The 13,797-nt window shown below is 68.6% G+C and carries 10 protein-coding genes; 4 read left to right on the top strand and 6 right to left on the bottom strand.

The window, feature by feature from the left end:
- Positions 1–24 precede the first annotated feature (24 nt).
- Positions 25–966: a PDDEXK family nuclease gene (locus GA0111570_RS06250; RefSeq protein ID WP_139283160.1), complete on the top strand. Its 942-nt coding sequence runs from the start codon at positions 25–27 to the stop codon at positions 964–966.
- A gap of 247 nt (positions 967–1,213) precedes the next feature.
- Positions 1,214–2,131, top strand: coding sequence for a universal stress protein (locus GA0111570_RS06245; RefSeq protein ID WP_175557351.1), 918 nt, complete (start codon positions 1,214–1,216; stop codon positions 2,129–2,131).
- A gap of 36 nt (positions 2,132–2,167) precedes the next feature.
- Here the strand turns inward: GA0111570_RS06245 and GA0111570_RS06240 are convergent, their stop codons facing one another.
- The 6 genes from GA0111570_RS06240 to GA0111570_RS06215 all read right to left on the bottom strand — a co-directional run bounded on the left by GA0111570_RS06240 (position 2,168) and on the right by GA0111570_RS06215 (position 10,482).
- Positions 2,168–2,713, bottom strand: coding sequence for a hypothetical protein (locus tag GA0111570_RS06240; RefSeq protein WP_092607936.1), 546 nt, complete (start codon positions 2,711–2,713; stop codon positions 2,168–2,170).
- A gap of 99 nt (positions 2,714–2,812) precedes the next feature.
- Positions 2,813–5,926 carry a DEAD/DEAH box helicase gene (locus tag GA0111570_RS06235; protein ID WP_092608271.1) on the bottom strand — a complete coding sequence of 1,038 codons (3,114 nt, stop codon included), beginning with the start codon at positions 5,924–5,926 and terminating at the stop codon, positions 2,813–2,815.
- Positions 5,927–5,931: 5 nt separating this feature from the next.
- Positions 5,932–6,792, bottom strand: a complete 861-nt coding sequence (locus GA0111570_RS06230) for a ParA family protein (protein ID WP_092607933.1) — start codon at positions 6,790–6,792, stop codon at positions 5,932–5,934.
- A 161-nt stretch (positions 6,793–6,953) separates the two neighbouring features.
- Positions 6,954–7,727, bottom strand: coding sequence for a hypothetical protein (locus GA0111570_RS06225; RefSeq protein WP_092607930.1), 774 nt, complete (start codon positions 7,725–7,727; stop codon positions 6,954–6,956).
- A complete protein-coding gene (locus GA0111570_RS06220; RefSeq protein ID WP_092607927.1) occupies positions 7,724–8,584 on the bottom strand; it encodes a ParA family protein in 861 nt (286 codons plus the stop codon). Before GA0111570_RS06220 ends, GA0111570_RS06225 begins: the two co-directional genes overlap by 4 nt.
- 62 nt (positions 8,585–8,646) lie before the next feature.
- Positions 8,647–10,482, bottom strand: coding sequence for an AAA family ATPase (locus GA0111570_RS06215; protein WP_092607924.1), 1,836 nt, complete (start codon positions 10,480–10,482; stop codon positions 8,647–8,649).
- Positions 10,483–11,335: 853 nt separating this feature from the next.
- Here GA0111570_RS06215 and GA0111570_RS06210 point away from each other — a divergent pair.
- On the top strand, positions 11,336–12,343 hold the full coding sequence (locus GA0111570_RS06210; protein WP_092607921.1) for an NADP-dependent oxidoreductase: 1,008 nt from the start codon (positions 11,336–11,338) through the stop codon (positions 12,341–12,343).
- Positions 12,340–13,788, top strand: a complete 1,449-nt coding sequence (locus GA0111570_RS06205; protein WP_092607918.1) for an NAD-dependent succinate-semialdehyde dehydrogenase — start codon at positions 12,340–12,342, stop codon at positions 13,786–13,788. The genes GA0111570_RS06210 and GA0111570_RS06205 overlap by 4 nt, the downstream gene beginning before the upstream one ends.
- The last annotated feature ends 9 nt before the right edge of the window (positions 13,789–13,797 follow it).

Raw genomic sequence — 13,797 nt, 5'->3', positions numbered from 1 at the left:
TGCGTGGACGTCCCACCCTCAGCCATGCGACGACGAGAGCAGCTGTCCGCCAGGGCCCGAGCGCTGGTGGACGAGCAGGACGGGATCATCACCCGATCACAGGCGTTGGCCTACGGAGTGAGCGACCGCGTGATCCAGCGACTGGTGACGGACGGTTCCTGGCAACGACTCGACAACGGGATCTTCGTGGTCGGGAGCGCCCCCATCACCTGGGACCAATGGGCACGCGGAGGACTGCTGTGGGCGGGCGAACCCGCCGCCCTGGGCGGGGAGGCAGCAGGTTTCCGTTACGGGCTGGTGCCACGGCCCGCACTGATCGACATCTGGGTGCCACTGGAGGCCAGTCACCGCCCAGCACGTCCCCGATGGCGTCTGCGCTATGACGGTGTGGGACGGCTGGCCGGGGCCTGGGGTCAGCTGATGACCACCACGGTGGAGGACACCGTGCTCGATCTCGCCGACGCGGCCGACGTGGACGGTGCGTTGGCAGTACTGACAAGGGCCCTGGCCGAGGGGCGTACGCACGAGGGCCGGATGCTGGCCGCCCTGGCCAGACGTCCGCGCATCCGACACCGCGCCCTGCTCACCGACGTGGTCTCGAGCCGGAAAGGGTTCGAGAGCACGCTGGAGTACCACCTCGAGGCCGACGTGCTGCGACCGCACGGACTGCCGCTCGGCCGTACGCAGGTGGTCACCGGCACTGGGACCCGGGTGGACCGGCTGCTCGAGGAGTACCGGCTGGTACTGGAGGCAGACGGTCGCGCAGGACATGAAGGTGAGGGCAGGTTCCGGGACATGCGCCGCGACAATGCCCACACCCTGCGCGGGTTCCGTACGTTGCGGCTCGGGTGGTGGGACATCCGACTGAACCCGTGCGACACCGCGCGGGGGATCGCCGAGGTATTGCGCCAGGAGGGCTGGCAGGGCACGCTCAGACCTTGCCGGAGGTGCCGGAGGAAACCTTGAGCGGGCCGCAGAGGGCCCCACTTCTTGATCGTGCACCGTCTGCGGTACACGATCAAGAAGTGGGAGGCGAGAAGCAGCGGCCTCCTCGACGACCAGGATCCGCGCCATCCGGTGACTCCGATCGGGCTGGGGTTGCTGGCCATCCCAGGAGGTGGGGATGCCGACGACATCACGCGGCGACCCCCTGACGGAGCCCTTCCGGCGGGGCTACCGTCGAGTCATCGGAACCACGAGGGAGTGGGCGGACATGGGTGACATCGTCGTGTGCTGCTCGGACGGATCGGACGTCTCGACGCGGGCCATCCGGGCCGGCCTGGCGCTGCTTGACCGCCAGCGCTGGCAGGTGGTGCTGGCGATCAGCGTGCCGGAGGTGACGTACGAGATCAGTGACGGGGTGGTGCCCGGGACGGGGCCCGGGGTCACGCCAGCGACGCTCGGCCTGCCCCACCTGCCGCGCAACGTGGTCAAGGAGCAGGAACAGCTGATCGACATGGGCGTCAGCCGCGCCCGCGGGGTCGCGGACCAGTTGGGGCTGGACGAGTCCTGCATCGAGGTGCTGGTCGGGAAGCCGGGCCCGGTTCTGGTGGACTACCTGCGGGAGAAGGAAGCCGGTCTGGCCGTGCTCGGCACCCGTGGGCTGGGCGGGGCCGCCCGGCTGTTCCTCGGCTCGGTGTCCGACCATGTGCTGCAGCACTCGCCCTGCCCGGTGCTGGTCGGCGGGGAGGAACTGCCGGCCGAACCGACCGGACCGATCGTGCTCTGCGTCGACGAGTCGGAGCGCTCGGTGGAGGCCGGGAGGATCGCCGTCGGGCTGTTCGCCCCCGACCTGCCGGCAGCGGTCGCGATGGTCAGGCCGGTGCCGGACGTCGAACTGGGCAATGGGGTGATCGCCGAGGACCTGCGCCGGTCGTGGGCCGAGCAGGCCGACCAGGTCCTGACCGCCGCGGCGACCGCGATCGCCGTTCCGGACACCGAGTTGGTGGCACTGGACGGGGCAGAGCCCGCGCACGCGCTGGCCGCGTACGCCAAGGAGCACCCGGTGCGGTGCTTCGTGGTCGGTTCGCACGGCCGGGGCGCGGTGGGACGGGCGATGCTCGGTTCGGTGGCGACACGGCTGGTGAAGCTGTCGCCGGCGATGGTGTGCGTGGTGCCGCGGCGGAAGTGAGGGTGCGGGGATCGGCGTACGAGCCGGTGGCTGTACCTAGCGGTCGTCCTCGTGGCGTTCCCGCATCCCGGTGGCGGTCCAGCGGCCCCACCGCGGATCCTGGCCCGCGCACTGGAGGGTGTCGAACCGTTCTCGGTCCGACCAGGAGGCGCTGACCCGGTCGATGGTTTCCAGATCGAGTCGATGATCACGGCCGACGACGCTGAACGAACCGGGGCTCCTGCTGACCAGCCGCGCCACTGCCGCCCATCCGGCCAACAGGAAGGCCACAGCCACTAGGGCGACGCCTCCACCGATGGCCATGGGAATCAAGGCCTCGAAGGGCGCGGAGGCCCGGACGATGCGCGTGGCCGCCAGGGTGAGGAGGGCCAGGACAACGAAACCGAGGACCGTACGGCCGGAGTTGCGGCGGGCCCGCCGACGGCCCAGCCTGAGCCGTGGGCCGGGAAGGGAGTCCGCCAGGACGACGACGCCCCGCAACGCTCCGGCCCGGCGATATCCGGTCCCCGGACGGGTCCGGGCGACCACGAGAACGGGCCGGGGGACGGTGTTCGGGATCCGCGTCGGACCGAAGGCCTTCATGCGCCAAAGGTAGTTCGCGGGGATATCGACGGCGGAGTACGAAGCGATCAAGAAACCCGACGCTGCATGACCGAGAAGAGTTGCGTCACATGGGCCTCTTTAGCCCGCGGCCACGCTTGCCGTTCGGAACTCATCGGCAGGCATCGGCCGTCGCAGATGCCACGTGAGAGCAATCGGCCGTTCCCCGCGGTGTTCGACGTAGTCTGCCTCGCCCAATAGCATGTAGGGCACGCCCTTGCCGTACTCCCAGGTCTTGCCAGCGCGGACGAACAGCAGCACATGATTGCCTTTCGAACGCTGCTGGATGTAACGCTGTCCGGTCTTCGAACTGACCGTCGTCATGGACTGGCTCTCCCAGTGGAAGAGGTCGGGGCTGATGGCGTAGTCCCGGTACATCGTCGTCGGCGAGTAGTCCTCCTCGGACTTCTGCAGTGTGACGAGCAGACCATCCGTGTTGAAGTCCTCCGAGTAGAAGACGCCCTGGCGAAGGGTGTCTGGCTTGCGCTTGAGGGTTGCGTAGTCGAGCGCTGCCGCGAGCTCCTCGCGGGTGTAGCGCGCATGCGAGCGCAAGCCTGTCTCCGCGAGCCTCCCGTCTAGTGGCCGCGTACGGTGTTCGGCTTGGTTGACACCGAGCTGCACGGTCTCGGAGATTTCCTGGCGCACGGCGGGTTCGTCGGCCAGGGCGCGAAGGCCGGCATCATAGGACGGCCATGTGTTCTGCCCCAGCCACAACGAAAAGTAGAGCATGCGGGCCCAGCGTTGTTCGGACTCGGAGAGGTCGGAGTAGGGAGCGGCGTCATCCGACAGTAGGTCGCGGTAGGCGGCGGCTCGATCGGGGTCGTCGACGTGGACAAAGGCACGGGTGCGCTTGAGTAGCGCCTCCTCGTGGGGCCCCGGAGGAGGGACGGAAAAGCCTGCCTCGCGGCGGGCTTGCGTCCAGCTGCGGCCTATCTTGCCGACCAACTCCGTCAGGGGGATGTCGGACTCCGAGAGGAACTTCTCGAGCGGAACGTCGCCGATGCGGCGAAGTTCCGCGACGATGTCAGTCCAGCGGCTTCCTATCTGGCGTTTCAGGCTGTTCAGTACCCGTTCCTGCGAGGTTCGATCCATGACGATCTGGCAACCCGACGGCAGGTAGGGGAAGCCTTCCTCGACTTGGCGGCGCAGTCGAGTAGTGCTGGAGCCGGTCAGGGCCCGGAATCGCAGATCGAAGCGGAAGTCTTTGTGTTGATGCCCGACGAAGTCGAGGGCGGTGAGAACCGCCTTGTCCTTCGTTCGCCGCAGCCCTCGACCGAGCTGCTGGAGGAAGACGGTCGCTGACTCGGTGGGCCGCAAGAAGAGCACGGTGTCGATGTCTGGCAGATCGATGCCCTCGTTGAACATGTCCACGGCGAAAATGACCTTCAGTCGACCGTCACGCAGATCGGCCAGTGCCTTCGCCCTCTCCTCTGTCGAGATGTTGCCGGCCACTGCCTTGGCCGGAAGCCCTGCAGCATTGAAGACCTCCGCCATCCAGTTAGCGTGGCCGATACCTACGCAGAAACCAATCGCGCGCATGCTCGTCGGATCATCGATGAGATCTCGTACCTGATCGAGAATGAGCGCCGCTCGCGCTCGGTTACCCGTGTACAGGTTCTCCAGCTCACGGACGTCGTAGCTGCCCCGCTTCCATGAGAGTCGCGATAGGTCGGTGTTGTCCGCGATGAGGAAGTAGTGAAACGGGCTGAGGAGCTCGGCATCGAGTGCTTCCCACAGCCGCATCTCCACCGAGATATGTCCGCCGAAGTAGGACCGTACGTCCAGCCCGTCGGCGCGTTCGGGCGTCGCCGTCAGGCCGACGAGTTCGCGCGGCTGGACGTGCTGAAGTAGCCGGTCGTAGCTGGGTGCCGAGGCATGGTGGAACTCGTCAACAACCACCACGTCGTAGGCGTCGGGGGCCATCCGCGCGATGTCACCCGCGTTGAGTGACTGGATCGAGGCGAAGACGTGCCGCCATTCGCGTGGCCGTTCTCCATCGACCCACAGCTCTCCGAAGTTGGCGTCCTTGAGGACCTCCCGGAAGGTCCGCAGCGACTGGGTCAGGATCTCCTTGCGGTGGGCGATGAACAGGAGCGTGGGTCGCGAGGAGCCCCTCCCGAGGGTGTTGCAGAGATTGCGGTAATCCAGCGCCGCCACCACGGTCTTGCCGGTGCCTGTTGCGGCAACAACAAGATTGCGGTGCCGATCATGGACTTCACGCTCGGTTTCCAGCGCCTCCAGCATCTCCGCCTGATACGGGAATGGCCGTACTTCCAGGCCGGAGACGCTTACCACCTGACCAGACGATGCCCTCCGACCGCCGGCCACGGCGAGAGCCTCATCCAGCCGCTCGGCATCGCGATCGGGGTCGTAGGGCTCGAACGAGGAGTCATTCCAGTACTGGGCGAAGGTCGCCTCGAACTTGCGCAGCAGTTGAGGTGTGGCATGTGTCGAGAGCCGGACGTTCCATTCCAGGCCATCGAGGAGCGCCGGGGCGGACAAGTTAGAGGAGCCGACATACGCCGTGTCGAAGCCCGTCAGCCGCTTGAAGAGCCACGCCTTCGCGTGCAGCCGAGTGCGGCGGGTCTCGTACGACACCTGGACCTCCGCACCGAACTCTCGCACCAGACGGTCCAGTGCGCCTCGTTCCGTCGCACCCATGTACGTCGTGGTGATGATGCGCAGAGGAACGCCGCGGCTGGCAGCGTCACCCAGAGCCTTCCGCATCGTCCGCAGCCCGGACCACTTGATGAAGGCGGAAAGGAGGAGGACTTCGTCCGCGCTGGAGAGCTCTGAGATCAGTTCTGCGGCGAGCGAGGGTTCGCCGGTGCCGTTCGTCATGAGATCGGCTTCGGACAACGGCGTACGCGGAAGCCCGGTGTAGCGCGGGGGAGCGCCCGGACCAGGGGTGTGCAGCAGCGACGTCAGGATATACGGCTCGTCCGCTACCTCGTCTCCGTCGGCACCCAGCCCCTTCAGGAGAGAGTTGGCGAGCGATACCTGGCCCGAGGCGTCTTCGGCCGCAAGCCGGCGATTCAACGCTCGTCCGACGTGGTCGGCCAACCGCGCGGGGCGTTCCGCCTCGGCCAGCTTGATGAGGTTGGCCTCAAGGGTGCTCGCCGTCAGGCGGTCTTGCATCGCGCGGGTGAGCAGCGCGTCGTACATTCCCTCAGCGAGCGAGTCCTCTTCGGCCATGGCCACTATGCCTCCACCCGCCGTACGAACCCCTCCGTCAGCTGCTTCATCGCGCGGTAGGTGTCCCAGCCGTACTTGGTCCGCAGCGACGGGAAGCCCTCGTCGCTCGCCGAGGCGGAGACCCTGCCGGTCTCGGGGATCCACGGCTCGAACAGCTGCGGCAGGCTCGCGTCGCCGCGCATCCGTACGATCTGGGAGCGGTGGATCGACGCGAGCATGCGGTACTTGTTGATCACGATGCCGAGCTCGCGCGGGTGCTCCATGCCGACCTCCTCGGCGAATGCCCCGACCTGCTCCTGGACCAGCGGGATGCCGTACGTGGACAGCACGTCCGGGATGGTCGGGATCACGAAGCCCTCCGAGATCCGCAATGCATTCATCGTCATGACCTCGAGGCTGGGCGGGCAGTCGATCAGGACGTAGTCGTACTCGTCGATGATCGGCGCGATGCCGGGGCCGAGGATGTCCCAGGCCTTGATCTCGCTGTGCCGAGCGACCGTCATCACCGCGAGGTGGCGCTGCAGCGGGATCACGTCGTAGGAGGAGGGCAGCAGGTCGACCGTCGTGACGTCCTGCACGTTGGAGGCGTTCTGCTGGCGGGTCTTGATCACGTCGAACTGCGGGGCCGAGCGGCGGCCCTCGATCAGCGCGTCCAGGAACAGCGGCACCAGGGTCGCGTTGGCCTCGTTCACCTGGCTCCAGTGCGACTCCCCGAGCATGGCGATCGACAGGCTGATCTGCGGGTCCATGTCGACCAGCAGCACCTTCTTGCCGAACTCCCCGGCCAGGAACTCCCCGAGCATCATCGTGACGGTGGTCTTGCCCACGCCACCCTTCATGTTGAGCACGGAGATGACGTGGGTCATGCGGCGGTGTTCTCCTTCGAAGAGTTGCAGTGCAAAGTGCGGTCGACGCCGGCGCGGCGCCCGTTGGTCAGTCTAGGGGCGGGGTGTGGCAGGACCGGTGACCCTCGCCGTGGGCGCCCTGATCAGGCGTCTGGGACTGTCCGCCTGACCGGCTTCCTGCGCTACCTCGCGGACCGGAAGGCGTCGCCCTGAGTCGTGCCGAAGCCTGTCTTCTCGAGGACGCGTTCGACGAAGCGGTGGTGATCCTTCCACCCCATCGCCCGTCCGTCGTAGTTCATCCCGTACTCCGCGATGACGTCCTTGAGTTGCTCGACATCCAGACGTTGCAGCTCCGCGCGGAGGCCGTCCAGGCCGTCCCGCGCCGCGACCTCGTACGGGTCGATCAAACTCGGCTGCCGGCGCCGCTTCTGCGGATTCGCCGGCGGTTGGTCAATTGCCGGCGACGCGGCGCTCTTCGTGACAGTCTCAGCCGCCTCGTCAGGCGCAGCGCCGGGGGTGTCGGCAGGCCCCGTGCTTTCCCTGCCTGCTGCCTGCTGGAAGGCGACGATCAGGTCGACCATCTCGCCCTTGGTCGTCCGCGTCTTGATCACCTGCCGGGGATCCATGCCGTTGCTGTCGATCAGCTTCTGCAACTGCGCCTTCGTCATCCGCTCCAGGTCAGGGCGCGAACCGGTTCCCCCTGCCGCCTCGCCTTCTGGTGCCGGCACGAGCGCGGCCAGCAGGTCGGTCCGGAACCGCCTCGTCCGCACAGCCTCGTTGGCGATCACCGCCACCAGCCGGGACAGCTGGCCGGCCAGCACCTCGCCACCATCGGCCGCCGCCAGGGCGCGCAGGGCCACCGAGGCGGCGGTGAGGTCATCGGTCGCGCCCGGGGCGGCTGCGATCGGGGCGGCTGCAAGCGAGCCGGCCAGGTCCGCGTCGATCCTCGTGCTCACTCGCCGTCCTCCACCCGCTGGCGGAACGCCTCGGTCAGTTCCCACAGGCCCTTGTAGTTGGTCGCCCCGTACTTGGTCTTCAGGGTCGGGTACTCCTGGAACTCGGCGGCCCCCGAGATCTTGCTGGTCTCCGGCACCCAAGGGGCCAGCAGCGGCGGAAGACTCCGGTTGCTGCGCAGCCGGGCGATCTGCTGGCGGTGGGTCGGGGAGATCTTCTGGTGCTTGGTGACGATCACGCCGAGCTCCTCCGGCGCCTCGATCCCTGCCTGGGCGGCGAACGACGTCACCTTCTCCTGCAGCAGCGGGATGCCGTACGTGGACAGCACGTCCGGGATCGTCGGCACGACGTAGCCATCGGAGGCGCGTAGGGCGTTCTTGGTCATCACGTCCAGGCTCGGCGGGCAGTCGATCAGCACGTAGTCGTAGTCGTCCAGGATCGGCTCCAGGCCCAGCGCGAGGATGTCCCACACCTTCACCGAACTGCGCTTGGCGACGCTCAACGCGTCCAGGTGGGGCTGCAGGTCCATCACCTCCGGCGACAGCGGCAGCAGGTCGACGTCGGTGACGTTCTTCACGTTCGAGGCATTCGGGTAGACGGCCCGGGCGATGTCGAACCCGCCGACCCGGGCGGTGTCCAGCGCCTCGCGGAACAGCGCCGCCAGCGTGTGGTCGCCGTCCTTGACCAGCTTCCACTGCCGCTCCCCGAGCATGGTGATCGACAGGCTGACCTGCGGATCCATGTCGACCAGCAGCACCTTCTTGCCGCTCTCAGCGGCGAGGAACTCGCCCAACATCACCGTGGTGGTGGTCTTGCCCACCCCACCCTTCATGTTGAGGACTGAGATGACGTGCGTCATACCGTGACGTTGCTCCTTGGACTGGGTGCGGATGGAGGGGGTGGGGCGGTGGCCCGCGCCGGTCAGCGCTTGGCAGTCTTGCGCAGGTGTCTGACGATCGCCGGCGGCAGCACCCGCTCGTGCACGATCACCAGTTCCAGGTTCGCCCGGGTCAGTGCCGTGTACAGCGGGCCGTTGTCGCCCGGCATCGCCTTGAAGTCGGACGGCTCGACCACGACGACCGCGTCGAACTCCAGCCCCCGGGCCTCCTCGGAGGTCAGCAGCGTGAAGCGGCGCCCATCCGGCCCCGACCAGTAGTGGTCCTCGCCCTCGCTCCAGCCGTGCCGCTTGGCGTACGAACCGACCGGCCGGACCTGGGGCGTGATCACCGCGACCTTGCCCTTCGGGTGGGCGGCGGACAGGCGGGCGGCCTCGGCGATGGCCAGTTCGACCAGCTCGCGGTCCAGCTGCATCGCGTTCAGGATCAGCGGCGGTTCGCCCTCGCCCAGCACGTCGTACGCCCGGTGGCCCTTGGTCCCGGTCAGCAGGCAGCCGGCGAAGTCGATGATCGCGCGGGTGGTGCGGTAGCCGCCCAGCAGCGACTCCTCCTCCCCGGTCGGCAGCCCGAGCAGCTTGCGGATCTCCTTCCAGCCGCGGGTCGCGTGGCTGGTCCGGCGCTGGTGCACGTCGCCGACCAGGGTCCAGGTGCCGCTGTTCAGGTGGGCCAGGATCAGCCACTCCAGCGGCCGCAGGTCCTGGGCCTCGTCGATGATCACGTGGTCGTAGGTCGCCTGCGGCTCCAGCAGCACGGACAGGTAGGTCAGCAGCGGCCACAGCTTGCGGTCGCCCAGCGCCGCCTCGTACGACAGCGGCAGGGTGCGGCGCCACTGCAGGAACTCGGTGCGTCGCGACACCGGGATCGACACCTCGTTGGTCCGCAGGAACACCTCGTACGCCCGCTGGGGGGTCAGGCCGGGATCGGCCTTGCGCTGCTTGGTGACCAGCTTGGCCAGCGTCGTGCCGAGCGGGGCCGAGTAGGCGTCGATGAAGTCGTCGCTGGAGGCGTTCCGCTCCGGGGCCCCGATGATCGTACGCATCACCTCGGGCAGCGAGGTGATCGTCACCGTTCCCGGGGTGGCCAGTTCGTCGATGACCGGGCGGATGTGCCGCCCCCAGGTCGTGGTCGGGCCGATCAGGGCCACGTTGCGCAACGGCTGCTCGCGGTCGGTGTGGGTCAGCCAGGCGGCGCGGTGGGTGGCGACGACCGTCTTGCCGGTGCCGGCGTAGCCCTGGATGGTCAGCGGCTTGGTGGGGGAGGCGGCGACCAGGTCGTACTGCTCGGGCTGGAGCGTACGCAGCAGCGCCCGCAGCGAGGTCCGGGGCTTGCGGAGTTCCTGCTCGGTGCCGGGGACGACGTCGGGCAGTGCGTCCTGGACCGCCACAGCGGGGGAGGGGGATTCAGGGGCGGTGTGGTCGCTGACGGCCGGCTCTGTGGCGACCCTCTCGGAGGCCGGGGCGACCGGCGTGCTGAACGCGGGCCCGTCCGCGGGGACCACCCACTCGTCCGCGTACGCCTCGATGGCGTGGCCGGCGCCCTTGGCGAACCGTCGCCGGATCCGCAGGCCGGACTCGGCGCCGAAGCGCTTGCCGTAGTAGGCCGCCGCGGCCGGAGCGGCCCAGCTGATCACCTCGGTGCCGTCGAGGTCGGCGGCGGTCTCGGCGACGTAGAACTCCTCGTCCGCCGCGTCGCCGTCGTAGCGCATCCGGACCCGGCCGATGAGCGGGCCCATCGTGATCCGGGGACGCCAGTGCACGCGGTCGTCGATCTGGTAGCCCGCGGAGCGGCGTTCCAGGTTGGCCAGATAGGCGGTGTTGACGTCCTGCTCGTGCTCCAGGACGACCCTTTCCTGCTCCGACAACCGTCTGCCCCCGCGTCTTTCATTCGATGAGGCTGCCGCTCAGGCGGCACCCAGCCTCAGTCTAGGAGGCGGCTGTGATGCCCCGGTCCTGCTGGACGCCGGCCTGGAGCCAGGGCTGCGCACGCCTCTGTACTGATTCCCAACCGAGCCTCTCGATCGACGCAACTCCGTGACGATGTACCGCGGATCGAGCGTCGCTGTTGGGATTCAGTACAGAGCTCGTGCGCGGCGGCAGGGCGCCCGGTGTGGAGATGCCGGTGCAGGCGCCCGGTGCAGCGAGCAGGGTGCTGCCATTTGGGTGATTTGATGTCCGATGTGGACAGGAAGCCTGCCCTCGCCGAGATGGCCAAGGCGGTCGGAGGGCTCCTGAGGCGGGATCCATAACTAACTGCCGCCGTTAATTATGGATCTGGCTGCCCTGCGGGCAGACGCATAACTAATCGCTCGCGAGCGGTGAGTGGGCGAGGGATGCAGTCGGCTGCGATTGCACGTTGTCAGCGATCTGTCGCCCACCCGGGCACGCATGCCATGGGACCGCTGAACGCAACTCGACGCAGGCCTCGAGTCCGCCGATCGCGAGGCCGATGCAGCAAGTGCGCCTGATGGCTCTGTACTGATTCCCAACCGGCACGCTCGATCGACGCCACTCCGTGACGATGCTCCGCGAATCGAGCCTCTCGGTTGGGATTCAGTACAGAGCCACCTCCCGGACCTTGCGCCCAGGACCGTGCCGCCCGACCGTGCCACCCCGGACGGTGCAACCACACCGCGCCGCCCCGAGCCCCGGCGCCCACTGAGCGGCTCACCCGACCAAGTCGCTGATGCGCCGGCTCGCTTGGAGAGAGGATGAACCATGCGGATCTACGGATACGACCACCACGGCCCGGCCGAGGTGCAGCAATGGTTCGACGTCCCCGAGCCGGCTCCAGGGCCGGGCGAGCTGCTGGTCGCGATGCGCGCGGCCGGCGTCAACCCCGCAGACATCAAGGTGCGCAACGGCCAGCGCCCCGAGGTCGCGGAGACCCTCCCGATGGCCCTGGGCCGCGAGGCGGCCGGCACGGTGCTCGCCGTCGGCGACGGGGTGACCGGCTTCGCGGTCGGTGACGAGGTGTTCGGTGCCACGGCTCCGGGTACCGGAGGACTGGCCGAACGGGTGCTGCTCTCTGCGGCCTCCTCGGCCCATCGCCCCGACTCCGTCGGACCCGACCAGGCAGCCTGCATCTCCGTCTCGCTCGGCACCGCCCGCGACGTCCTCGACGACCTCGACCTGCCCGCCGGCGCCACGCTGCTCGTCATCGGCGCCGGGGGAGGGGTCGGCACCGGCCTGGTCCGGATGGCCGTCCACCGCGGCATCACCGTGGTCGGCGTCGCCTCGCCGGAGAAGGCCGAACTGCTCACCGACTCGGGCGCGGTACCCATCGCCTCGGGCCCCGGCTGGCCGGTCCGGGCCGCCGACGAGGTGGCCGGACAGGTCGACGCCCTGGTCGACCTGGTCGGGGAGGCCGAGCTGGAGGCCGGCCTGCCGCTGCTGCGGCCCGGCGGTCGCGTGATCAGCCTCGCCGCCCCCGCGGCTGCTACCGGACACGGCGGCGGCGGGATCACCCGGCGACGTACGACAGAGGTCTTCGAGGCCGTCGCCCACGACATCGCCACGAAGACGCTGCACCCGGTGATCTCGCGCAGTTTCGCGTTCGAGCGGGCCGCCGAGGCCATCGCAGCCGTGGAGGCCGGGCACGCCACCGGGAACATCGTCGTGACCATGGATGACGCAAGCATGGATGACGCAAGCATGGACGACGCAAGCATGGACGACGGGACAATGGACAACGGGACCATGGACAACGGAAGGACGGACCGATGACCACAGTGACCGAGCAGACCACCTACCCGTCCGGCATCTTCATCGCCGGCACATGGCTGGACGCGGACGAGAGCTTCGACGTCGTCGACCCCGCCACCGAGGAGACGATCACCACCGTCGCCGACGCCGGCCCCGACCACGCGCGGGCCGCGATGGACGCCGCCAGCGAGGCGGCCGAGGCCTGGGCGGCGACCACTCCGCGCGAGCGCTCCGAACTGCTGCGCTCCACGTTCGACCTTGTGATCCAGCGTCGGGACGCCTTCGCCCGCACGATGACCCGTGAGATGGGCAAGCCGCTGGCCGAGTCGTACGGCGAGGTCACCTACGGCGCCGAGTTCGTGCGCTGGTTCTCCGAGGAGGCGGTCCGGGTCGCCGGCCGCTACGGGACCGCGCCGGTCTCGGGCCAGCGCATCCTGACCATGAAGATGCCGGTCGGCCCGGTGTACGCGATCACCCCGTGGAACTTCCCGCTCGCCATGGCCACCCGCAAGCTCGCGCCCGCCCTGGCCGCGGGCTGCACCGCGATCATCAAGCCGGCCCACGAGACCCCGCTCACCACGCTGCTGTTCGTCCAGGCCCTGCAGGACGCCGGGCTGCCGGACGGCGTCGTCAACTGCCTCACCTCGACCCACTCCGCCGAGGTCACCGAACCGATCATCACCGACCCGCGGCTGCGGAAGGTCACCTTCACCGGCTCCACTGCCGTCGGCAAGATCCTGCTGCGCCAGGCTGCTGACCAGGTGCTGCGTACGTCGATGGAACTGGGCGGCAACGCACCGTTCCTGGTGCTGCCCTCGGCCGACCTGGACAAGGCCGTCCAGGGCGCGCTGGACGCCAAGATGCGCAACATCGGTGAGGCCTGTACGGCCGCCAACCGCTTCTACGTCCACGCCGACGTCGCCGAGGAGTTCACCCGGCGGCTCGGCGAGCGGATGGGTGCGCTGAAGATCGGCAACGGTCTGGAGGAGGGCACCCAGGTCGGCCCGCTGGTCAGCAGCAAGCAGTTGGCCAAGGTCCGCGAACTCCTCGACGATGCGCTCGCCAACGGCGCCCGGACAGTGGTCGGCGGCACCTCACCGGAGGGCCCGGGCTACTTCCTGGCCCCGACGGTGCTCGCCGACGTCGGCCCGCAGGCGCGGGTCTGGACCGAGGAGATCTTCGGCCCGGTCGCGCCGATCACCACCTTCGAGACCCTGGACGACGCCATCTCGCTGGCCAACAGCACCGAGTACGGCCTGATGTCGTACGTCTTCGCCGAGAACCTGTCGGAGGCCCTGTACGTGGTCGAGCGCCTCGAGAGCGGCATGGTCGGGCTCAACTCCGGCGTCATCTCCGACCCGGCCGCCCCGTTCGGCGGCGTGAAGCAGTCGGGCCTGGGTCGTGAGGGCTCGCACGAGGGCATCGAGGAGTTCCTGGAGACCAAGTACGTCGGGATCCGGCTGTAGGGCGGGACT

It is taken from the genome of Raineyella antarctica, assembly GCF_900092135.1.
Lineage (GTDB): Bacteria > Actinomycetota > Actinomycetes > Propionibacteriales > Propionibacteriaceae > Raineyella > Raineyella antarctica.
The sequence above is the reverse complement of the archived record's forward strand: the minus strand, read 5'-3'. Positions and strand labels throughout refer to the sequence as shown.

Excerpts from the sequence above, each read along its gene's own strand:
- GA0111570_RS06250 (WP_139283160.1), top strand. The coding sequence starts at position 25 with ATGCGACGACGAGAGCAGCTGTCCGCCAGGGCCCGAGCGCTGGTGGAC.
- GA0111570_RS06245 (WP_175557351.1), top strand. The coding sequence starts at position 1,214 with ATGGGTGACATCGTCGTGTGCTGCTCGGACGGATCGGACGTCTCGACG.
- GA0111570_RS06240 (WP_092607936.1), bottom strand. The coding sequence starts at position 2,713 with ATGAAGGCCTTCGGTCCGACGCGGATCCCGAACACCGTCCCCCGGCCC.
- GA0111570_RS06235 (WP_092608271.1), bottom strand. The coding sequence starts at position 5,926 with ATGGCCGAAGAGGACTCGCTCGCTGAGGGAATGTACGACGCGCTGCTC.
- GA0111570_RS06230 (WP_092607933.1), bottom strand. The coding sequence starts at position 6,792 with ATGACCCACGTCATCTCCGTGCTCAACATGAAGGGTGGCGTGGGCAAG.
- GA0111570_RS06220 (WP_092607927.1), bottom strand. The coding sequence starts at position 8,584 with ATGACGCACGTCATCTCAGTCCTCAACATGAAGGGTGGGGTGGGCAAG.
- GA0111570_RS06210 (WP_092607921.1), top strand. The coding sequence starts at position 11,336 with ATGCGGATCTACGGATACGACCACCACGGCCCGGCCGAGGTGCAGCAA.
- GA0111570_RS06205 (WP_092607918.1), top strand. The coding sequence starts at position 12,340 with ATGACCACAGTGACCGAGCAGACCACCTACCCGTCCGGCATCTTCATC.